Source organism: Streptococcus cuniculi, assembly GCF_004570575.1.
GTDB lineage: Bacteria > Bacillota > Bacilli > Lactobacillales > Streptococcaceae > Streptococcus > Streptococcus cuniculi_A.
In genome coordinates, this window is record NZ_SPPD01000010.1 from 39,603 (window position 1) to 62,021 (window position 22,419).

Below are 22,419 nucleotides of genomic sequence, written 5' to 3' on the forward strand. Positions count from 1 at the left end.
GATGAATAAAAGGATTTTATTTGTTTCTCCAACGGGAACATTGGATAATGGGGCGGAAAAGTCTATTGTAAATCTCATGATTTATTTGGCAGACATGGGTTATCAGATTTTCAATGTTTATCCGGATAATCAGCATGAAACCAAAGAGAAATACGTTCAAGAATTGGAAAATCATCAGGTTAAGCTCTTTCCTATTCCAACTGTAAAATGGTGGTGGCCTGAGGCACCTGGGGCGGTTCCATTTTTAAAAACAGAACAGGTGCTATCTTATCAGCAGGCTGTTTTTAGCATTCGTAAGATTATCAAAGATGAAAACATTCAGTTAGTTATTTCAAATACAGCCAACGTGTTTCAAGGGAGCCTAGCAGCTGCTTGTGAAGCAGTCCCCCATTTTTGGCTCATCCATGAGTTTCCTGTGAAAGAATTTGAATACTATAGGGAAAAACTTGAGTTTATGGCTCAGAGTTCAGCAGGTATCTTTGCTGTTCATGGTAATCTTTTTGCAACTTTGAAGACCTTATTTCCTGATTCGGTGGATATTCAATCCTTTATCCCTTATTCACATTTAGAAAGCACCCATTTACAAGAAAGCAAGGAGCGCCGGATTGTTTCCGTTGGACGAATCAATGAAAACAAGAATCAATTGGAGCTGATAAAGGCTTACCATCAACTAGCACAATCCCAGTATCCACTCGTCTTTATTGGTGATTGGGATGAGGAGTACAAGGTGCTATGTGATGCCTATATTGAGGAGCACGGTTTGGCAAATATCCATTTTCTCGGTCATAAACATCATCCTTGGGAATGGGTCACTCAATCAGACATCTGTGTTTTTAACTCTCAATCGGAAACTTTTTCTCTTGTTTTTGTAGAGGCTGTTCTAAACGGGGTACCAGTGATTGTATCGAATAATCTAGGTTATCAGTCAGCTCATCAGTTTTTGAATGCAGGAACCCTCTATCCTTTAGGGAATGTGGACCAATTAACGCGTTGCTTAAGAGAGTGTTTAGAGCAGTTTGAGACGTATAAAAAGTGTAGTCTTGCTCAACAGGAGATGGCGCAAGAAAAATATCGTATCGAAAGCTGTTATGCACATATTCTTGCTGCCATTAAGGGGAATCCTGAGGTATCAACTCAAGGAATTCATGCGATTCGCTATCTCTTAGGTGAAGTCAATCATCAGCAGCTCCAATCCATTGTAGAAGAACAGTCTATCACGGTCTACTTTGAAAAAGAAGGGGCTTTTAGTGAGGATAACAAAGCCGTTTATCCTCTTGACATCAGCGGCAATATTGAGATTGAATTACCAATAGACTGTCAGCGAATTCGAATTGATTTGACTGAGCGGCCTAGCTTTTATGCTCAGGTACAGCTTCTTACCCTTGATTATGATACTAGTCTTCTTCCGATGTTTACCAATGGATTAGTGTATCGTGATTCTTATATTTTTCCAAATTCCGATCCACAAATTATTTTCCAAGTACCTTCTGTTTATGGTAGAAGGCTGCAGCTGAGCTATCAGTTGTATGAAATTGATTCGACAATCTCAGATGATTATATTGGAAAACAATTGGCACAAGAATTGCTTGATTTGCGACAGAAAGTGAAACAGATGGAAGCTCATGAAGTACGTTATCAGCAAGAACATCTCGCCATCCAGCGCTTAGAAGAACAAGTATTAGCATTAACCAATCAGTATAACCGCGTGATTGCGTCACGTCGCTGGACCATTCCAACTAAATTAATAAATTTCTTTAGGAGAAAAAAATGAAGCGCCTACTTTTATATGTGCATTTTAATAAGTTTCAGAATCTTAGTTCACATGTTGAATACCAATTGATGCACATGAGACCGCTGTTTTCAACAGTTGTCTTCATCTCAAATAGTCAGCTTTCCCAAGAAGCAGTAGAGCTTTTACAAAACGAGAACTTAATTGATACTTTTGTTCAGCGTGAGAATATCGGCTTTGACTTTGCGGCCTGGCGGGATGGTATGACGCATGTTGGCTTTTCAACTCTCGGAGAGTATGATTCGGTTACCTTGATGAATGATACCTGTTTTGGGCCCTTGTGGGATATGGGTGAGGTCTATCGTAGATTTGAAGGGGATGAGGACGTTGATTTCTGGGGCATGACCAATCATCGGGCAACGAAGGATTTTCCAGAACACATTCAGAGCTATTACCTAGCGTTTTCAGGAAAAGTAGTACGTTCAACAGTTTTCCAAACCTTCTGGCAAAGGATTGAAAATGTTACCGATGTTCAAGAAGTAATCAAAAACTATGAAACGCAGGTGACAACCAATCTTGTAGAAGCAGGATTCCGCTACAAAACAGTATGTGATACAGTGGATTTTGATACGACAGGCATGTTGCATCCAGATTTTTCTTATTACAATCCGACAGCAATTATTCAAAATCGCGTTCCGTTTATAAAAGTCAAAACGATTGATGCGAATCAGTCCATTATTCCTTACATCTTAAATGAGATTGAAGCAAATAGCAACTATCCAGTTGATTTGATTGTATCCCATATGTCAAAAATCAATCACCCAGACTTTAAATACCTTTTAGCTCGAAAATACCTCCTACCTACTGAAAACTTGAGCTTGATTGAGAAAAAAGTTGCAGTCCATCTTCATGTTTTTTATGTGGATTTATTGCAGGAATTTCTAACAGCTTTTGAAGCATTTACGTTTTCTTATGATCTCTTTATCACAACGGATTGTAAGGAAAAAGTTGCGGAGATTGAGGTCATTTTGGCAGAAAACAACCGACCAGCTACCATTGTTGTAACAGGAAATATCGGGCGCGATGTTCTTCCTATGCTCAAACTCAAGAAGCGACTCAAGGGCTATGACCATATCGGACATTTTCATACAAAAAAATCCAAAGAAGCAGACTTTTGGGCTGGTGAATCTTGGCGCAAGGAACTGATTACGATGCTGGTTCGCCCAGCAAATGGTATTTTATCGCGTATGGAGCAACAAGAAGATTTAGGGATTGTCATCGCAGATATTCCAACCTTCTTTCGTTTCAACAAGATTGTGGATGCCTATAATGAACATCAGATTGCGCCGATTATGAATGATTTGTGGGAGAAAATGGGCTGTAAAAAGCAGATTGATTTCGCTGCTTTCCATACATTCGTCATGTCTTATGGCACCTATATCTGGTTTAAATATGATGCTCTCGAAGCCTTGTTTGACTTGAATTTGGCAGATCAGGATGTACCAGCAGAGCCGTTGCCACAAAATTCTATTTTACACGCTATCGAGCGCTTGCTGATTTACATCGCTTGGGACAAGGGTTATGATTTTAGAATTGCGAAGAATCCAATTGACCTGACGCCATTTGTGGATAGTAAGCTCTTGAATGAACGGGGAGATGCGCTTCCACATACATATGTCAATTTTGATCATATGGGCGGTATAAAGGGTGCGCTTAAATATATCATTATTGGCCCTGCAAGAGCCATAAAATACATTATGAGAAGAATAGGACAGAAATTAATATGAAGATAGTTGAAAAAACGAGATTAGAGGATAGGATATGGGGAGTAAACTAAAAAAAACATTACAGGCTATTTGGGACATGAGACTGGTGATTTCCACCATCTTGAAGTACTCCTTCACAGCACTCATCATCCTTTATTCGCATCAGATTCATCAAAATAATATCTATATTTTCGTTAGTTTATTAGAGTTATCAGCTATATTCCTTGTTTCAAATCATTTATTACGAATTAATAAATGGCTTGGGGTGTTCCTCAACTCTCTTGCATTATTACTATTAAATACACAGATTTTGATGATGATTTTTGGTGGTAGCTATCTGACCTTGGTCATGTTGACCAATTTAGAATCTATCGAATCCTTAAGTGGGAAATTAGAGCTCTACCTGACAGGAGTTGGTGCCCTTCTCTTCTTTTCTATCCTTCCCATTCGGCGTTTTAAATTACCCTATGTGAATTTCAACAAATTATTGTCAATGGTTCTCTTGAGTGAATTGGTGATTACTTTGATGCAAGGAAGTATGTACTCTCCGTTTTTTGCTCTTTATCAATTGGGACTTGATGCCCAATCCTATCAGAGGCAACTAGAAGAGATTGAGAACCAGCCCAATGTGACATCAGAATTTTATCATTCCCATATTGACTCTGCTATAGCACGTCCAGAAAGCTTGAAAGAAAAGCCAAATATTGTGTTGGTTTTTGTAGAAGGCTTATCTCAAAATATCATTGATGATAGCCGTAATCTGATGCCAACGGTTGCCCAGCTTCAGAAGGAATCATTGAGTTTTACCAATTATTATAACCATACCTTTGCAACCTATCGGGGGATTATTGGACAGCTTTATTCAGGTTATCAGTTAGATAATTATGATCAAAACACGCTTATATCAATGCAGGATATCTTAGCTACAGAGGGCTATCAGACGAGCTTTATCAATGTTGAGCCAAATAACACTCAATTTACAACTTATTTGGAAGGCTTAAACTTTCAAAACCTATTATCTGATCCTTCCAAAAGGTATGAAGGACGTAATGGTACGATATCTGATAAAGAGGCCTTTGATTTGCTATATAATACGATTCAAGCACAAGCTGCGGAAGATAAACCATTTTTTACAACCATGTATACTTATGGGACGCATTTGTCTCTTGATTCACCACATGAACGCTTTGACGACGGGAAAAGCCCATTATTGAACCGTTTTTATAATTTTGATGTTCAATTTAAAAAGTTTATGGATAAGTTTAAGGCTAGTGGCTTAGCGAAGGATACCTTGTTTATCTTTACAGTGGATCATGCGACTTATCAAGACGCTGAATTTATCAACCTATTCCCAGACTATCCTCGTGCAAATCCGGATGTTGATATGGTACCTTTCTTTATGTATTATGAAGGGATAACGCCTCAAAAGATAAATGTTCATGGACGAAATTCGGTTGATTTAGCGCCTACAGTACTCGATTATCTTGATATTAGTAAGGAAAATTATTTCTTAGGAAAGAGTCTCTTCTTCCCGAAAGAAAATAATAATTCTTATGATACTGTTTTCTTTGACAATAGTTTTCTGCTATCAACGCAAGAAGGTCAAGTAGAGCCCTTGTCAGATGTTAGCAAGGAAATCCTAGAGTCACAACTACAAAAATATTTTGCAGCTAAAACCCAACAACCGATAAATCCATAATACTTATGTATTCATTGTTGACGAAGAGGATATTTTTGATGCTCTTATACTTGAGGAGGAAATTAGGATGAAAAAGAAAAACTGTTTATTACTCGCTTTTCTGTGCTTATTCGGGTTTGTTCTTGGTATATATCCTGTAAAAGCAGAGGCAGAGACAACTGTTTATCGATTGTATAATCGACAAAATGGTGAGCATTTGTATACGACAGATAAGAATGAAAAAGATGTCTTGTTTACTTCACATGGCTGGGGTTATGAGGGAGAAGCTTGGTATGCTCCAGATAATGGTCAAGGTGTACCAGTCTATCGTCTGTATAATGCTGGACTTCAAAATCATTTGTACACAACAGATCGTAATGAGGTATCTGTTTTAACCAAAAAGCATGGTTGGACGATGGATAATGGTGGAAATCCTGTCTTTTATTCTGGCGGTTCATCTAGTATCTATCGTGTCTATAACCGAGCACTGAGAGGACTTCACCATCTCACAACAGACACCAACGAATACAAGGTCTTGCCACGACATGGATGGAGCCAAGAGGGTGTGAAATTGAATGCACTTCGAGTGGGTGTTCCGATTCAGACCCAGTACCATAATGCTGCTCCTGACAAAAATAATTCAGGTCCAGCTATCTCAACGACCGTTCCTTCTGGAAATAGCACTATTGAAAATACAGGTTCTAAGTTAACGATTGAATCAAATGTGACTCTATCAGGTAGTGGCACGGGCTATCATGCTAAATTGGTTATGGTTACGCCGACATCTGGTGTTAGCTTTGGCTTGCAATATGATAGTGCTGCAGTAGTTCCATTTACAGGCAAAACGGCATTCCTCATTGAAAATATCGAAAGCAATGACGCAGGCGGACAATCTTACCATCGAGCAAATTATTATGCGAAGCTAAATACGACCTATCGTCTGATGCTGACCTTACAAGGAGATGGGACTTACGTAGGCTATATTAATGGAGTAGAAGCTGTTCGAGGAAAAAATCCTGCATTGGCAAATCGTTCGGATATCGCTTTGTGAGTAGAAGGAGCTGCCCGTAAATCAGGAGATACAATCAATGCTCAATTTACCAATATTCGTCTGAAGAGCGGTGGACAGTATATCCCGACAAGAAGCTGGACAGGAACACCACAGTTCAATATCAATAATGGTATTATGACTAAAATAGATACTCAAGCTGTTGCCAATAATGCTGCATCAGCACGTGTCGTTACAAATAGCATCGTATTTAATGGACGATTAACAGGACTTCCAGCTAGCGCAGACTGGGATACTGCTGGATATTTTGATAAAGCATCTGGTCTTGTACAGTTTTATTAATACCTTTTGTATAGTCATTTCGTTTCCTTTTAGTACTCGCTCCAATAGTCTGGGAGACTGTTGGAAGTTGGAAATTAGGAAACGAAGTTTCCTCCCCCGAAGTAATAAGTATAAAAGATAGATTCATTATTCAGTCGCTGATTAGCATAAGATATATGTGAACATATAAAAGCTCAAAGTAGTAAAGAAATACTTCGAGCTTTTATTTATTTTATTTTGAAAAGTTTGTCTCATCAAGGGGGTTCGTCATGAAATTTTTCTCGCTTTATGCTAAAATGGTAGGAGGAGGAGCGACATGATTAAGATATTTGGTCGGATTCGATATCACTGGCAGCCAGAATTGTCCTGGTCCATCATTTATTGGTCCTTAGCAATTACTCCGGCTTTTCTTGCCTTATCTCTTATATTAGAAAAGTTGCGAATATCTGATACCATTATTCAGCTATTTGTCATGGTCATTATTATGTTTGGGATTGGTTGGCATCGGTATTTTGTGATCGATGAGGAGTATTTACGAATTGCTTCGGCAAATCCCTTTGCTTCAAAAAAGGTTCGGATAGATACGATTTCTAAGATTGAAGTGACCTATCTATTCGTGAAAATTTTTTCGACCGATATGCCAGAGGGAAAAGTCTATTATATCCGCAAGTGGCCGAAAAAGTATTTTGTCAATGCGATCGCCCTCAATCCCCATTTTCAAGGGGAAATTGTCTTGACGGATCATCTGGTCACGCAGGACTATTTTGAAGAATATTATGCGAATAAAGACTAACTAGTCGACAGAAATCGCTTTTGTAGGGCAGGATTTTGTTGCTAATAGGGCGTCTGTTCGGTCAGATAGTGTCATAGTAGATGCTTGGTGGTCATCGGCAAATATGACAATGCCGTCATCATCGTAGTCAAAGACATCTGACATTGTTTGGCACAGTCCGCAAGCGATACATTTTTCTGGATAAAGTGTAATGTTCATACTTAGTATTGTAATGAGATTTTATAAAAAAAACAAGGAGAAAGATTAGTCATGTCACAAGAACCATGGAATGAGGAAATTTATCAATCTACTGAAAGTAGAAGAAGCCGATTAGCGAAAGGTAGCTCTAGCACTAGAGTACTTAGTATATTAGCGGTACTATTCTTATTTATTGTGATTATAACCACTATTGCGATGGTCTATCTCTCTCATGGAGGTAGCAAGACAGATGCCACTCAAGAATTCTACAATAGCAACAGTACAGCGGCCGTAGCAAGTAGCACTAAGGCAGATGTTTCTGCAGCAAGTACAAGTAGTCAGCCGTCAGGATCATCCGCTCCAGCAAGTGAACCAAGCAGCAGTAGTGCAGAAGACACAACGCAATCTTCTACAGCAGTCGCGGGTGAAACTATTGCTGTTCAGGCAGGTGAAGGACGTGATATGATTGCAGCTCGTGCAGGTATTTCTCCTCAAGAGTTGGAACGTCTAAATCCGGATAAAATGACAGGCCCTGGTGGCACTTGGTGGGCAAACCCAGGTGACCTCGTTAAGATTAAGTAAGAGGAACTATGAAATCAATTCAAATCGCCATTGATGGTCCTGCATCAAGTGGTAAGAGTACGGTTGCGAAGATTATCGCTAAACAATTCGGTTATACCTATTTGGACACGGGTGCCATGTATCGGGCGGCGACCTATCTGGCCTTGCAACATCAGGTAGAGCAAGAAGATAGTAGCGCCATTGTTGCCCTGTTGGATCAATTTCCTATCAGCTTTGGGCGAAATGAAAAGGGAGAACAGTTGGTCTTTGTCGGCGATGTTGACATCACCCATGCCATTCGTGAAAATCAAGTGACCAACAATGTGTCCTGGGTGTCGGCCCTTGCTCCTATTCGTGAGAAATTGGTTGACTTGCAACGCAAGATAGCAGCTCAAGGTGGCATTGTCATGGATGGACGTGATATTGGGACAGTTGTGCTTCCTGAAGCGGAGTTAAAGATTTTCCTTATTGCATCCGTTGAAGAACGAGCACTTCGTCGCTTTAAGGAAAATAAGGAAAAAGGTATTCCGACTGACTTGGAATGCTTGAAGGAAGAAATTGCTCTTCGTGACCATAAGGACAGTACACGAGTTGTTTCTCCTCTAAAAGCGGCAGATGATGCCATCACCTTTGACACGACCGGTGTATCTATTGAGGGTGTTGTTGCATTTATTTCCAAAAAAGCAAAAGAAATTCTTGACAAGTAAAAAAAGTACTGGTATACTATTGACATTGAGAAAAGCAGAAGTGAGAGCTTCTCGCCTTGCGACTAACGTTGTCTGGCTCTACGTGTTACATTTTCTTCGGAAAGATAATGGTGTAGTGGTGGACTTGTGTTAGCAAGTCCACTTTGTTTTTCTCGAAAAAAATAAAATGAGGTGAAAGCCATAGCAAAGCAAGATTTGTTCATCAATGATGAAATTCGTGTGCGTGAAGTTCGTCTTATCGGTCTCGAGGGTGAACAGTTAGGAATTAAACCACTCAATGAAGCCCAAGCGATAGCTGATAGTGCTAACGTTGATTTAGTGTTGATTCAACCGCAAGCTAAACCACCTGTTGCGAAGATTATGGACTACGGTAAGTTCAAATTTGAGTATCAGAAAAAACAAAAAGAGCAACGTAAAAAACAAAGCGTTGTGACGGTCAAGGAAGTGCGTCTCAGTCCGACAATTGATAAGGGAGACTTCGATACAAAACTTCGTAATGCCCGTAAGTTCCTTGAAAAAGGGAACAAAGTAAAGGTATCCATCCGTTTCAAAGGACGTATGATTACCCATAAAGAAGTTGGAGCAAAGGTCTTGGCAGAATTTGCTGAAGCAACGCAAGATATTGCGATTATTGAGCAAAGAGCTAAGATGGATGGACGTCAAATGTTCATGCAACTGGCACCAGCTTCGGAGAAAAAATAAGCTTACTAAGCAAAAGGAGAATTAAAATGCCAAAACAAAAAACTCACCGCGCATCAGCTAAACGTTTCAAACGTACAGGTTCTGGTGGATTGAAACGCTTCCGCGCTTATACTTCACACCGTTTCCACGGTAAAACTAAAAAACAACGTCGTCACCTTCGTAAAGCAGCAATGGTACATTCAGGTGACTTCAAACGTATCAAAGCAATGCTTACAGGACTTAAATAAGTCGAGCTACTAGAAATTAGAGAATTATTCGGAGGAAAATAGAAATGGCACGTGTTAAAGGTGGCGTTGTATCACGCAAACGCCGTAAACGTATTTTAAAATTAGCTAAAGGTTACTATGGTGCAAAACACATCTTGTTCCGTACTGCAAAAGAACAAGTAATGAACTCTTACTACTATGCATACCGTGACCGTCGTCAGAAAAAACGTGATTTCCGTAAATTGTGGATCACTCGTATCAATGCAGCGGCTCGCATGAACGGTCTTTCATACTCACAATTGATGCATGGTTTGAAATTGGCTGAAATCGAAGTAAACCGTAAAATGTTGGCTGATCTTGCAGTAAACGATGCAGCTGCTTTCACAGCACTTGCAGATGCTGCAAAAGCAAAACTTGGTAAATAATCATCTATAGTGGATTGAGAAAGGAATAGGACAAGGCAAGGAGCTGCAGATAGAACTAGCGTTCATCAAAGCGACTTAACGATGTCCTAACCTTTATTTCAATTCACTATAAGAGGTAGAGCAATCTACCTTTTTTTGTACCTTTGGTATCGAGATGCTTGACTAGGACAGAAAGAAAAGCAACTGGGCATTGTGCCCAACTGCTTTATTCTTTTTTAGTGGTAGAGGTTGAAGTCGATGTAGAGCTTTCGCTCGTACTTGAGGCCTGTGTAGGTTCATGCAGAATGCGATAGCTTGGAGCTTGGAATAGCTCAACCGTGGATTGTTCACCATTTTTGCTATAGAGACTGGTTGACTGGTCTCCTAGTTCTGACTCAAGAGCCAGTTGCGCCTTGAGGGAATCAATATAGGAGAAATCCTTGGTGTTTACTACAGGAAGACCATTGTCTAAGAAACGAATCAAATCCCCTGTCTGAATGGCATCGCTAGCGGCCAGCTGATTTTTGACGCTGGTTCGGATAGCCTCCACTTTTTTCAGAGTTGCTTCATCAGGGTTGGTAATTTCCTCCCCTGTTTGCGTCTTGTAGAGTTTGCCACCATAGCTGGTGTATTCTGGAGTGATAAAGTTGCCGGGAGTCCGCAAGGCTACAATCTGTTTGTTGTCTTTAGAAAGCAAATCCTGTCCGACTTGTAGGTATTTTTTAGCGTCGATCCCTAAGAGATGCTCGAGCGTAGGAAGAGCATCAATTTCCCCACCGAAAGTATCGATGATTCTTCCCTTGTTCATTCCTGGGATCACAATCATGTACGGAACACGTTGGAGCATAGCATTGTCATAATCTGACCATGTTTCCGGGTTGGCACCGAGTAAGGGAGCAAGGCTTGGATTGCGGGAATTAGAGATGCCGTAGTGGTCACCATAAAGGACGATAATGGATTTTTCATACAAGCCAGTAGCTTTCAAATAATCAAAGAAGGCTTTGATAGAAGCATCCAAATAATTAGCGGTAGCAAAATAGCCGTTGATGGTCTCATCCTTGGTATCGGCTAGTGGGAATCCCGTTTCCTCGCCTGTGAGGCTGGTTGTATAGGGATAGTGGTTTGAAACGGTAATAAATTTGGTGTAAAAAGGCTGTTGCAAATGCTCAAAGTATTGGATAGAGTCTGCGAACATGACCTTATCATTTAAGCCGTATTCAAAGGAATTTTCCGAAGTGGTTTCGGTAAAGTAGGACTTATCAAAGAAGTAATTGTAACCCCATTGTTTATATGTGTTATTGCGATTCCAGAAACTAGCAGCGTTTCCATGGAAGACAGCTGAAGCATAGCCTGCTTCTTGAGAGAGGATGTGGGGTGCTGCTTGCTGAGTGTTACTTCCCCCATATTGAACCATGAAGGACCCTTGGTTGAGCCCAAAGAGGGAGGTTTCAATCATGGTTTCCGCATCCGAGGTTTTCCCTGCCTTTACTTGGTTGAAAAAGTTGGAAAAGGCAAAGGTGGAGTTGGAGTGGTATAGAGAGTTGAGGAAAGGCGTGACCTCATACTCTTTTTCTTCGACCTTAAGCTTGTAGTCAATGATGAATTGCTGTAGACTTTCCAAGTGCAGATAGATGACATTGCGCCCTTTGGCGAGACCAAAGTATTCATCATTTGGCTTGGCATACTGCTCGGAGACATACTGTTTGACGGGTACTAAATCCTCTGCAGTGGCTTCTGAACGGTCTTTGTGGACATTGTAGGTCTGATATGCGTTGTAGCCTAGGAAAGAGGGAAGCCCCAGGGCACGGACGATATAGGTATTGGAAAAGCCGCGTGACAAGAGCTCAGGGCGATCAATTTCTGCGAGAAACAGATTGATCGAAAAGAGCAGAATAGAGAGGGCGGTGACCGCAAAACTGGATCGCTTATTAAAAGGTTGTGGATCAACAGGGATTTTTTTCTTGACATAAAGATAGGCCATCCCAATGAAATCGATGACATACATCAAATCCCAGACCCTCAAGGCCTTGAGGATTGTTTGGAACAATCCTGAGGCAACGCTCGAGCTCGCCATCATGGTGGAAATCGAGATGTAGTCCGAAAACTCTCTAAAGTAGAGGGTATTTGAAAATAGCCATAAGAATAATAAGAAGTAGAGAAGTCCAGCTGTTCGATAAAACCACTTGGTCGATTTAACGTAGAGAGCAAGGCCGATAAAGAGGAGACCGACAGGAAGTGGATTGATAAAGAGGATAAAGTTCTGATAAAAACCCTCGGTATCTAAATTAAAGTCAATGAGGTAAGCCCACAGTGTCTTTCCCCAGTAGAGTGTGACCAAAATGAGGATAAAGCCCATTCTAGAACGTAATAGTTTTGATAATAGATAACGATTTTTGTTCACGAGAGCTTCCTTTCTAGTAATTGTACATTTTACAAAATCTTAGTCCATTATACCATATTTTTAAAATATTCCTTAGTAAGAGAAGTTTTTTACACGGAAAGGTGTTTAAAAGTAGATTTTTGATACTTTCTTGGCTAGTACGGACGCACCCAACCCACACCAATGTTGGATTTTAAGTGCGAATGTTTGAGTCTAAGCCCTCAAACATTCCATCAAGGAGTAGAGAGTTCTATCGTATGTAGTAGATATCACCTGTTTTAATATTTTTAAGTTCGTGAATGGTTAGTCAGAACGAAGTCATTTGTTTGCGTGGTAAGTAATCGTTTGTAAACAATCAAAAATCGTAACAGATAATACTCAAAGAAAATCAAAAAGCACACTAGGAAGCTAGCCGAAGGCTGTACTGGCGTACGGCAAGGCGACGCTGACAACGTTTGAAGAGATTTTCAAAGAGTATAAGAGTTTGAAAATCGTTTTTTCGCACCTTTAGCATGTGAATAAGAGAAGTTTTTTTGAGATATCATGTAAAATTTGTTATAATCAAGTTATGATAGAATTGACAGTAAGCCCCATTGTAGAACGAAAAATTAAGCAGGGAATCTGTGTGCTGGAAGCACGTGATTTTCCGTCTCTTGGGGGAGAAAATGCCCTCGTTCATTTGGTCAATGGGCAAGGGAAGTTTGTGGGGCAAGCCTACCTTTCTGCGCAAAACAAGGGGGTGGGGTGGCTTATTTCGAGAAAGAAAGAGCCAATAAATCAGGATTTTATGCAAGCCTTGCTGTTGGAAGCAAGACAAAAGCGACAATCCTATGAACATTCGCCTCTAACAACAGCCTACCGCTTGTTTAATCAAGATGGCGATGGCTTTGGAGGTGTCACCATTGACCGTTATCAGGATTATGCGGTCTTTTCGTGGTATAATGAATATATCTATTCTATTAAGGATGAGATTGTGGCAGCATTTCAGGCAGTTTATCCAGATGTTCTAGGAGCTTATGAAAAGATTCGCTTTAAGGGACTGGACTATGAATCAGCCTACCTTTATGGTGAGGAAGCGCCTCAAGAATTGACTGTTTTTGAAAATGGGGTGGCCTATCAGGTCTTTTTGAACAATGGCTTGATGACAGGGATTTTCCTTGACCAACACGAAGTACGAGGAGCACTAGTCGATGGACTTGCTACTGGAAAAAGTCTCTTGAATATGTTTTCCTACACAGCTGCTTTTTCCGTTGCCGCTGCAATGGGTGGAGCTCGTGAGACAACCTCTGTAGACTTGGCCAAACGGTCAAAAGAATTGTCAGAAGCGCACTTTGTGGCAAATGGGCTAGCAGTCGATCAGCATCGCTTTATCGTGATGGATGTCTTTGAGTATTTTAAATATGCCAAACGCAAAGGCTTGACCTACGATGTGATTGTCCTTGACCCGCCAAGTTTTGCGCGTAATAAAAAACAGACCTTTTCTGTAGCCAAGGATTACCATCAGTTGATTGCCCAATCCATAGAGATTTTAAGTCCTAAAGGAATCATCATTGCATCAACGAATGCTTCCAATGTTCCGATTGAAAAATTTAAAAAAGAAATCGAAAAGGGATTTGGTCGCTGTAATCACCGCTATCTCAAGACTTATCGCTTGCCGAGCGATTTTGTGTCCAATCAAAAAGATGAAAGTAGTAATTACCTCAAGGTCTTTACGATACAGGTAGAAAAATGAAAATTGTAGTTCCCATCATGCCTCGCAGTCTCGAGGAAGTTGCCAATATAGATGTAGACCGATTAGCAGTTGCCGATATCATTGAGTGGCGGGCTGACTTTCTTTCTAAGGAGGAAATTTTGACCGTTGCGCCAGCTGTTTTTGAAAAATTTGTGGGTCGAGAAGTCATTTTTACACTGAGAACCAGCCGTGAAGGTGGACATATTGAGTTGACAAACGAGGAATATATCCATTTATTAAAAGAAATTGCGGGTTTGTATCAGCCAGAATTCATCGACTTTGAATATTATTCACACAAAGAAGTATTTGAGGAAATGCTGGACTTTCCAAACTTGGTCTTGAGTTACCATAATTTTGAAGAAACTCCTGAAAATTACATGGAAATCATGTCGGAGTTGACCAGCTTGTCCCCTGCCGTTGTCAAGATGGCCGTGATGGCACAGACAGAGCAGGATGTCCTCGATGTCATGAACTATACCCGTGGCTTTAAGACGCTGAATGCGGAGCAGGCCTATGCGACTATGTCTATGGGACATTTAGGAAAATTATCGCGTGTGGCAGGTGTGATTACAGGCTCTTGCTGGACATTTGCAAGCCTCGATGAGGCCAGTGCCCCAGGGCAAATTGCCTTGTCGGCTGTTCACAAAATCTTGAATATCTTGGAGGAGTAAATGCGTTATTTAACAGCGGGTGAATCTCATGGACCGCGCTTGACTGCGATTATCGAAGGTGTTCCAGCAGGTTTGGCCTTGACAGCAGCAGACATCAATGCGGATTTGAAACGCCGTCAGGGTGGTTATGGTCGCGGAGCTAGAATGCAGATTGAAACAGACCAAGTGGAAATCACCTCTGGTGTACGGCATGGTAAGACTACAGGAGCTCCTATCACGCTTCACGTCATCAATAAGGACCATCAAAAATGGTTGGATATTATGGCGGTAGAAGACATTGAGGATCGCTTAAAGAGCAAACGCAGAATCACTCATCCCCGGCCAGGACATGCGGACTTGGTTGGAGGCATCAAATATCGTTTTGATGATTTGCGTAATTCTCTAGAGCGCTCAAGCGCGCGTGAGACAACGATGCGGGTGGCAGTCGGTGCGGTGGTAAAGCGCTTGCTGGCCGAATTAGATATTGTCATTGCTCATCATGTGGTCGTCTTTGGTGGCAAAGAAATCGATGTTCCAGAAGGACTGACAGTAGCAGACATTCGGATGCGTGCCAGTCAATCTGAAGTTTCGATTGTCAATCCAGAACGTGAGGAAGAAATCAAGGATTATATTGACCAAATCAAACGTGACGGAGATACCATCGGTGGGATTGTTGAGACCATTGTCGGCGGTGTGCCAGTCGGGCTTGGTTCCTATGTTCAGTGGGACCGCAAGCTGGACGCAAGAATTGCTCAAGCTGTCGTATCCATCAATGCCTTTAAGGGTGTAGAATTCGGCTTAGGATTTCAAGCGGGCTATCGTAAAGGCAGTCAGGTCATGGATGAAATCGTCTGGTCAAAAGAGACAGGGTATCGCAGATCCAGCAATAACCTCGGAGGCTTTGAAGGGGGCATGACCAATGGCGAGCCCATTATCGTTCGCGGAGTGATGAAGCCGATTCCGACCCTCTACAAACCCCTGATGTCTGTTGATATTGAGACGCATGAGCCTTATAAGGCAACGGTGGAGCGATCAGATCCTACGGCTTTACCTGCGGCGGGTGTCGTCATGGAAGCAGTTGTAGCTACTGTTCTTGCGACAGAAATCATGGAGAAATTCTCGGCAGACAACATGGAAGAACTAAGAGAAGCTGTTGAGCAGCACAGGAGATTTGTGAAAGAATTTTAAACATGACAAAGACCATTTATATCGTGGGTTTGGGTTTAATTGGAAGTTCGCTAGCCTTGGGGATTCGTAGGGAGCATCCAGAGTATCGGATTGTCGGATACAATCGTGGCGATCAGTCTCGGATGATTGCCTTGGAACATGGAATTGTGGATGAGGCAACAGACCATCTAAGCCAGTTTGCAGCAGAAGCAGACATCATTTTTCTCTGTGTGCCCATTCAGCAGACCATTGACTTTTTGAAGGAATTGTCCACCTTGCCCCTGAAAGAAGGGGTGCTTGTGACCGACGCAGGGTCGACCAAGGAAGCTATTGTGGAGGCGGCAGAGACCTACCTATCTGTACGGAACATTCATTTTATCGGTGGCCATCCCATGGCGGGAAGCCATAAGACAGGTGCAATTGCAGCTGATGTCCATTTGTTTGAGAATGCCTACTATATTCTCACGCCTAGTCGTCTGACCAAGGCGGATGCGATTCCAAGCTTGAAAGAGGTGCTTTCAGGCCTTCATGCACGTTTTGTTGAGATTGATGCGGCAGAGCATGACCGTGTGACCAGCCAAATTTCACATTTTCCTCACATTTTAGCTTCTAGTCTGATGAATCAGGCAGGCGATTATCGAAAAGACCATCCCTTTACCCAGCATTTTGCAGCGGGAGGTTTCAGAGATATGACGAGGATTGCAGAGAGCGAGCCAGGCATGTGGACCAGTATCCTCATGACCAATCGGACGAGTATTGTCGAGCGCTTGGCAGAGTTTGGTGAGCGTCTAAAAGACATCCAGCAGTTGATAGAAGCAGGCGCTGAGGAGGCTATCTGGCAGTTTTTTGATCAAGGGCGTCGGATTCGCAAAGAAATGGAAATCCATAAACGAGCTGGAGTGGACAGTTTCTATGACCTTTTCATCAATATCCCTGACCAAGAAGACACCATTTTACAGATTCTTGAATTATTGCGGGGGATTTCAGTCGTCAATATCCGTATCAACGAGGATAATCGAGCGGATATTCACGGTATTTTACAAATTACGTTTAAAAATAAAGAAGATTTGGAGCGCGCTGAGGGCATCATCCGCACTCAGACGAGTTACCAAGTTTTCGTAGATTAGGAGACTATTATTATGACACAAAATATCTATGATATTGCCAATGAATTAGAGCGTAGCATTCGCCAACTGCCAGAATACAAGGCAGTGGAAGCGATGAAGGATTCGATTGAAGCCAATCAAGAAGCAAAAGAGCTGTTGGAGAACTACATTTCTTTCCAACGTGAGATTCAAGGGCAGTTGCAGGCGGGTGAGCTGCCGGGTGAGGATTTGCAGGAACGCTTGAAAGATTTTAATCAAAAAATCCAAGCTCAGCCCCTCCTAGTAGAATACTTTGGCAAGCAGCAACAGCTTTCTATCTACATTGCTGATTTGGAAAAAATTATTTTCAAACCCTTAAACGAACTACTATAAGATATGAAAGCGTATAAAGTACACTGTGTACTTTGTTTGAAGAAACAATCCACTGGATTATTTCTTCCGTATCCGTAAGCGAACAGAGTTCGCAACGGCTACGTCCCCCTAAAGGCGTTCGTAGTTGTAACTAGCTAAAGCGAGAACAGCTACCTATCCACTAAAGGGATTCTCAGCTGTAATCGGCTAAAGCCGAAACAGCTGCCTATCTTTTTCACACAGTGCTTAGCTCGAATTCAATTATGTCTGCAGCTGTTGACACGAGTTACACTCGTTTTATTTCCAACCTCCAACAGTCTCCCAGACTATTGGATCGAATACTAAAAGGAAATGAAACGCCTAATACTGCTTATCATCAAGAGAAATATCAAAAAAATTGAAAAATCTGACAATTTATGTATAAAAATTCTTGACAAGTGGATAAAAATGGTTTATTATTTTAATATCCTTAAAGAAATGAGAAACGGAGAACTACAATATGTTAGTGAGTGGTCAGTTAACATCAGCCAACCATACATATTTCTACAGCTATTTTAGATAGTGTTTGTAGACATGGGAACATGGATACAAACACGGGAACGTTAAGTTTGTATCTATGTAGCTGTGGTAGTTTTGACGATGCCTACATAGATGATACATCTAGTGGCATGTCAAGTCAGTCTGTTTTCATTTTACAGTTTGAATTGAGGGACCGTTTAGATGTATCTAAGACGGTCCCATTTTTGTAGTCCAGACCTTTCTGTCTACTATATATATAGTGGATTGAGAAAAGAATAGGACAAGGAAAGGAGCTGCAGATAGAACTGGCGTTCATCAAAGCGACTTAACGATGTCCTAACCTTTATTCCATTCACTATAGTGTGTGTAGGGAGGGGACGCCCGCCTTACCTACTGTCAGAGATAGGATGTGACTCCGTGCTCTTTTCCAATCCCTAGTACCTTCAACTAGCATAGGCTTTACCAGTCTAGTTTTGGGAGGAGGTTTGCAGGGGATTAGGTTACCTCCTTTCTAGCATCTGCTAGGGAGATTGTTCATTCTACTATTTTATTTATCATAAAGGAGATTTCAATCATGGGATTTAAACAGTTTTTTGCAGGCTCAGTAGCCGTTCTTTCAACAGTAGCACTCGTTGCTTGTGGCACAGGCGGCAAATCTGCATCGACAAATGCGGAAGATGTAAAAGTAGGCATTATCCAATACGCAGAGCATGATGCCCTCTCATCTGCTCGCAAAGGGTTCCTTGAAGCGCTTGACAAGGCAGGCTACACGGAAGGAAAAAATCTGACTGTGGATTACCAAAATGCTCAGGGAGATCAGGCGAATTTACAGACAATGGTGGAGCAATTAGCTGGGAAAAATGATCTCAACTTTGCCATTGCGACACCTGCTGCACAGGCTTTGTTGAGCGCTGACAGTGAGACCCCGTCCCTCTTTACAGCCGTAACCGATCCTGTTGCAGCAGGCTTGGTGGATTCTTTGGACAAACCGGGCGGAAATATGACAGGAACAACAGATGCGACAGATGTTGCCGGTCAGATTGAGATGTTGATTAAGGTTGTACCAACGGCTAAGACCTTCGGAATTTTCTACAATTCAAGCGAAGTCAATTCAGAAGTACAGGCCAAGGAAGCGAAGAAGTTGCTAGAAGAAAAAGGTCTAAAGGTTATTGTAAAAACGGTTACCTCTACTAATGATGTGCAACAAGCGATTACATCATTGGCAGGACAGGTAGATGCGATCTACCTTCCATTAGACAATACAGTTGCGTCAACGGCTTCTACTATTGGAGATATCCTATTGAAAGCCAAATTACCAGCAATGGGAAGCGATGAAGCTGTCTTAGAAGCAACTCTCTTTACATACGGGGTAGATTTCCACGCAATCGGTGTGCAGGCTGGTGAGTTAGCGGTAAGTATCCTAAAAGGTGAAAAGCCAGCAGATGTAGCAGTAAAGACACCTGAAAAAGGAGCCATTGCAGTCAATGAAGAAATGGCCAAAGCGATTGGAATTGATCCAGAAATGATTAAAGAACTAGGAAAATAAATACTATGGGAGAAAAAATCTATGAATAAAATCGGAAAATATTTGCTAAACACGTCTATCCTTGGTCTTAGTGCCCTTGCTCTTGTAGCTTGTTCGTCCTCGGATAATCAGAAGACCAATAGCGATACGGTAAAAGTCGGTATTTTACAGTATATGGAGCACGATTCTCTATCAGCTGCCCGTAAAGGATTTGAGGCTGAATTGGCAGAAAATGGCTACAAGGCAGGTGAAAAAATCACCCTTGACTACCAAAATGCGCAAGGCGATCAAGCCAATCTTCAAACGATTTCCGAGCAACTGGTCGGAAACAATGATGTGATTCTAGCCATTGCCACACCTGCAGCCCAAAGTTTGGCGAATATTTCTACCGATACCCCCGTTCTTTTTACAGCTGTAACGGACCCGATCTCTGCTGACCTGGTTCGTTCTATAAAGGAGCCTGGAGGTATGTTAACAGGAACGAGTGATCAGGCACCGATTGATAAGCAGATTGAACTGCTAGGTCAAGCTGTGCCAAAGGCGAAAACAGTTGGCATCTTGTATACCACGAGCGAGCGTAATTCAGAAGTGCAGGTTGAAGAAGCCAAGCCCTTGCTGGAAAAAGCAGGCTATAAGGTCATGACAAAGGGGATTTCCAATACCAATGAAGTCCAAGATGCAGTGACTAGTTTGATGAAATCGGTTGACGCAGTCTTTGTTCCAACAGATAATACGGTTGCCTCCACCATGACCATGATTGGCGAATTATCTCTTCAATACAAGGTACCTGTTATTGGCGGTTCGACAGATATGGTGGATGATGGTGGCTTGTTGACCTATGGAACCAATTATGAAGCCCTAGGTCGTCAGACAGCTAAGATAGCCATTCGGATCATGGAGGGAGCTGACCCTGCCAAGACAGCAGTTGAATATCCAGAAAGTGTGGATCTGCATGTGAACGAGACAATGGCTAAAAAACTAGGCATTGATACTTCAAGTCTATCCGTATCAAAGTAAATCATCAAGTGAGGGAGTAGAAACAACAAGCTAGTCCCTATCAAAGGAGAATATCGTGGATCTTATATTATCAAGTATATCGCAGGGCCTATTGTGGTCTATCATGGCGATTGGAGTTTATTTAACATTTCGTATTTTAGACATTGCTGATTTGACAGCAGAAGGTGCCTATCCTATGGGAGCAGCAGTTTGTGCCACAGGGATTGTGAATGGGATGAACCCTCTACTTGCCACCCTACTTGCTTTCGTGGGAGGGATGCTTGCTGGTCTTATTTCAGGCTTGCTGCATACCAAGATGAAAATTCCAGCGCTCTTAACAGGGATTGTGACCTTGACAGGGCTCTATTCGATTAACTTAAAAATCCTCGGCAAGGCTAATGTCGCGCTTTTACGCCAACAGACCTTGGTGACCCAATTGCAAAAGCTGGGCTTGACTAAGACCTATGCGGTTTTGGTAATCGGTGCGGTATTTGTCGCGGTAGTGATTGTCTTATTGACCTTATTGTTAAATACACAGGTTGGTCTGGCTCTTCGTTCAACAGGAGATAATATTCCGATGAGTGAGGCGAATGGTATCAATGTTGATAAGATGAAAATCTATGGCTACATGCTATCCAATGGTTTGATTGCGCTCTGTGGAGCTCTCTTGACGCAAAACAATGGTTATGCTGACTTGAACTCTGGAACAGGAACCATCGTTATCGGTCTAGCCTCTGTCATCATTGCAGAAGTCATCTTGCGTAACCTACGAATCGGCTGGCGTTTGGCTTCTATCGTGCTAGGTTCGGTCGTCTATCGCTTGATTATCCTAGCGATTCTTGAAATTCCGGGCATGGATGCCGATCTGGTGAAATTGTTCTCTGCGACTCTGCTTGCGGTGGTGCTCTTTGTACCAGAATTGCAGAAAAAATTGCAGATTCGCAAGCCCAATCTATCAAAAACATCAGCTTAGGGGGATTAGAACATGACAATAATTTTATCCATCCAAGATATTCATAAGACCTTTGAAGCAGGGACAATCAATGAAAATCATGTCTTGCGGGGAATGAATTTGGATGTACAAGAAGGGGATTTCATCTCGATTATTGGAGGAAACGGTGCTGGGAAGTCTACCTTGATGAACAGTCTAGCGGGTGCCTTAACAGTTGATGCAGGCGATATTTTGCTAGAAGGAAAGTCGATTAAGAACATCCCAGCAGCCAAACGGGCGCGTGAAATCAGTCGTGTTTTCCAAGATCCTAAAATGGGAACAGCTTCCCGCCTCACCATTGAAGAGAACATGGCGATAGCCTATCGCCGTGGTCTTTCCCGCGGTCTGAGCTGGGGAGTAAAGGACAGCGAGCGCAAGGTGTTTAAAGAAGCACTGAAGAAACTGGATCTAGGACTTGAAAATCGAATGAAAGTAGATACGCAGTTCCTATCAGGTGGCCAACGTCAGGCTCTGACCCTCTTAATGGCTTCTCTGGTGAAACCAAAGGTCTTGCTCCTAGATGAGCATACGGCTGCCCTTGATCCAAAGACCAGTGATATGGTGATGAAGTTGACCAAGAAAATCGTCGAGAAAGACAAGTTAACCGCCTTGATGATTACCCACAATATGGAAAATGCGATTGAATATGGCAATCGTCTGGTCATGCTTCACCAAGGTCGCATCGTCGTAGATGTCCGCGGAGAAGAAAAAGCCAACTTGACCGTTCAACACCTCATGGACCTGTTCCACAAAAACAGCGGTCAAACCCTGACAGACGATGAAATGATGCTCTAGTCTAGCATTGATACACAAAAAGCCCATGGATTGGGCTTTTTGTGTAGGATTTTAGGTGCTCTCGTTTTTCTGTTTTTGAGCATCTCTCCAAGCGTCATTTGTCTGATTTGCCGTCCACCAATTTGTCGGTACTAACGAAGGCTAGAACAGCTGC

At 42.0% G+C, this 22,419-nt stretch carries 22 protein-coding genes and 1 other annotated feature; of the genes, 20 read left to right on the forward strand and 2 right to left on the reverse strand.

Annotated elements, in window-relative coordinates:
* Position 1: 1 nt before the first annotated feature.
* The 6 genes from E4T82_RS07590 (at position 2) to E4T82_RS07610 (ending at position 7,296) form a co-directional block, all read left to right on the forward strand.
* Complete coding sequence (locus E4T82_RS07590; protein ID WP_135182247.1) at positions 2-1,771, forward strand: glycosyltransferase; 1,770 nt, start codon at positions 2-4, stop codon at positions 1,769-1,771.
* Positions 1,768-3,516, forward strand: a complete 1,749-nt coding sequence (locus E4T82_RS07595; protein WP_135182248.1) for a rhamnan synthesis F family protein — start codon at positions 1,768-1,770, stop codon at positions 3,514-3,516. Before E4T82_RS07590 ends, E4T82_RS07595 begins: the two co-directional genes overlap by 4 nt.
* A gap of 34 nt (positions 3,517-3,550) precedes the next feature.
* Positions 3,551-5,194 (forward strand): LTA synthase family protein, encoded by a 1,644-nt coding sequence (locus E4T82_RS07600; protein ID WP_228065094.1) that lies wholly within the window; start codon positions 3,551-3,553, stop codon positions 5,192-5,194.
* Between the two features lie 67 nt (positions 5,195-5,261).
* A complete protein-coding gene (locus E4T82_RS07605) occupies positions 5,262-6,224 on the forward strand; it encodes a hypothetical protein (RefSeq protein WP_135182249.1) in 963 nt (320 codons plus the stop codon).
* A 135-nt stretch (positions 6,225-6,359) separates the two neighbouring features.
* On the forward strand, positions 6,360-6,524 hold the full coding sequence (locus E4T82_RS12515; protein WP_167753592.1) for a hypothetical protein: 165 nt from the start codon (positions 6,360-6,362) through the stop codon (positions 6,522-6,524).
* A 295-nt stretch (positions 6,525-6,819) separates the two neighbouring features.
* Positions 6,820-7,296: an EbsA family protein gene (locus E4T82_RS07610; RefSeq protein WP_135182250.1), complete on the forward strand. Its 477-nt coding sequence runs from the start codon at positions 6,820-6,822 to the stop codon at positions 7,294-7,296.
* Here the strand turns inward: E4T82_RS07610 and E4T82_RS07615 are convergent, their stop codons facing one another.
* Entirely contained in the window at positions 7,297-7,494 is a 198-nt protein-coding gene (locus E4T82_RS07615; protein WP_135182251.1) for a ferredoxin, read from the reverse strand.
* A 51-nt stretch (positions 7,495-7,545) separates the two neighbouring features.
* Here E4T82_RS07615 and E4T82_RS07620 point away from each other — a divergent pair, with 51 nt between their 5' ends.
* From E4T82_RS07620 to rplT, 5 genes are all read left to right on the forward strand, one after another.
* Positions 7,546-8,055, forward strand: coding sequence for an SAG1386/EF1546 family surface-associated protein (locus E4T82_RS07620; protein ID WP_135182252.1), 510 nt, complete (start codon positions 7,546-7,548; stop codon positions 8,053-8,055).
* A gap of 8 nt (positions 8,056-8,063) precedes the next feature.
* A complete protein-coding gene (gene cmk / locus E4T82_RS07625; protein ID WP_135182253.1) occupies positions 8,064-8,741 on the forward strand; it encodes a (d)CMP kinase in 678 nt (225 codons plus the stop codon).
* A 26-nt stretch (positions 8,742-8,767) separates the two neighbouring features.
* Positions 8,768-8,897, forward strand: a sequence feature (ribosomal protein L20 leader region).
* Positions 8,898-8,912: 15 nt separating this feature from the next.
* The gene (infC, locus tag E4T82_RS07630; protein WP_075098933.1) at positions 8,913-9,443 is read left to right on the forward strand and encodes a translation initiation factor IF-3; all 531 of its coding nucleotides are present in this window, start codon (positions 8,913-8,915) and stop codon (positions 9,441-9,443) included.
* A gap of 26 nt (positions 9,444-9,469) precedes the next feature.
* Positions 9,470-9,670, forward strand: coding sequence for a 50S ribosomal protein L35 (gene rpmI / locus E4T82_RS07635; RefSeq protein WP_003025048.1), 201 nt, complete (start codon positions 9,470-9,472; stop codon positions 9,668-9,670).
* A gap of 44 nt (positions 9,671-9,714) precedes the next feature.
* The gene (gene rplT, locus E4T82_RS07640; RefSeq protein ID WP_000124834.1) at positions 9,715-10,074 is read left to right on the forward strand and encodes a 50S ribosomal protein L20; all 360 of its coding nucleotides are present in this window, start codon (positions 9,715-9,717) and stop codon (positions 10,072-10,074) included.
* Positions 10,075-10,279: 205 nt separating this feature from the next.
* Here rplT and E4T82_RS07645 read toward each other — a convergent pair whose 3' ends face one another.
* On the reverse strand, positions 10,280-12,454 hold the full coding sequence (locus tag E4T82_RS07645) for an LTA synthase family protein (RefSeq protein WP_416222657.1): 2,175 nt from the start codon (positions 12,452-12,454) through the stop codon (positions 10,280-10,282).
* Positions 12,455-13,001: 547 nt separating this feature from the next.
* Between E4T82_RS07645 and E4T82_RS07655 the strand changes: the two genes are divergently transcribed.
* The 9 genes from E4T82_RS07655 to E4T82_RS07695 all read left to right on the forward strand — a co-directional run bounded on the left by E4T82_RS07655 (position 13,002) and on the right by E4T82_RS07695 (position 22,265).
* A complete protein-coding gene (locus E4T82_RS07655; protein WP_135182254.1) occupies positions 13,002-14,165 on the forward strand; it encodes a class I SAM-dependent rRNA methyltransferase in 1,164 nt (387 codons plus the stop codon).
* The gene (aroD, locus tag E4T82_RS07660; RefSeq protein ID WP_135182255.1) at positions 14,162-14,836 is read left to right on the forward strand and encodes a type I 3-dehydroquinate dehydratase; all 675 of its coding nucleotides are present in this window, start codon (positions 14,162-14,164) and stop codon (positions 14,834-14,836) included. The genes E4T82_RS07655 and aroD overlap by 4 nt, the downstream gene beginning before the upstream one ends.
* Entirely contained in the window at positions 14,837-16,003 is a 1,167-nt protein-coding gene (gene aroC / locus E4T82_RS07665) for a chorismate synthase (protein WP_135182256.1), read from the forward strand.
* Between the two features lie 2 nt (positions 16,004-16,005).
* Complete coding sequence (locus tag E4T82_RS07670; protein WP_135182257.1) at positions 16,006-17,109, forward strand: prephenate dehydrogenase; 1,104 nt, start codon at positions 16,006-16,008, stop codon at positions 17,107-17,109.
* Between the two features lie 12 nt (positions 17,110-17,121).
* Complete coding sequence (locus tag E4T82_RS07675; RefSeq protein WP_135182258.1) at positions 17,122-17,460, forward strand: YlbF/YmcA family competence regulator; 339 nt, start codon at positions 17,122-17,124, stop codon at positions 17,458-17,460.
* Positions 17,461-18,532: 1,072 nt separating this feature from the next.
* The gene (locus E4T82_RS07680; protein ID WP_135182259.1) at positions 18,533-19,504 is read left to right on the forward strand and encodes an ABC transporter substrate-binding protein; all 972 of its coding nucleotides are present in this window, start codon (positions 18,533-18,535) and stop codon (positions 19,502-19,504) included.
* A 21-nt stretch (positions 19,505-19,525) separates the two neighbouring features.
* Positions 19,526-20,500 carry an ABC transporter substrate-binding protein gene (locus tag E4T82_RS07685; protein WP_135182260.1) on the forward strand — a complete coding sequence of 325 codons (975 nt, stop codon included), beginning with the start codon at positions 19,526-19,528 and terminating at the stop codon, positions 20,498-20,500.
* Positions 20,501-20,555: 55 nt separating this feature from the next.
* Positions 20,556-21,452, forward strand: coding sequence for an ABC transporter permease (locus E4T82_RS07690; protein ID WP_135182261.1), 897 nt, complete (start codon positions 20,556-20,558; stop codon positions 21,450-21,452).
* Positions 21,453-21,464: 12 nt separating this feature from the next.
* Entirely contained in the window at positions 21,465-22,265 is an 801-nt protein-coding gene (locus E4T82_RS07695; RefSeq protein WP_135182262.1) for an ABC transporter ATP-binding protein, read from the forward strand.
* Positions 22,266-22,419: the final 154 nt, after the last annotated feature.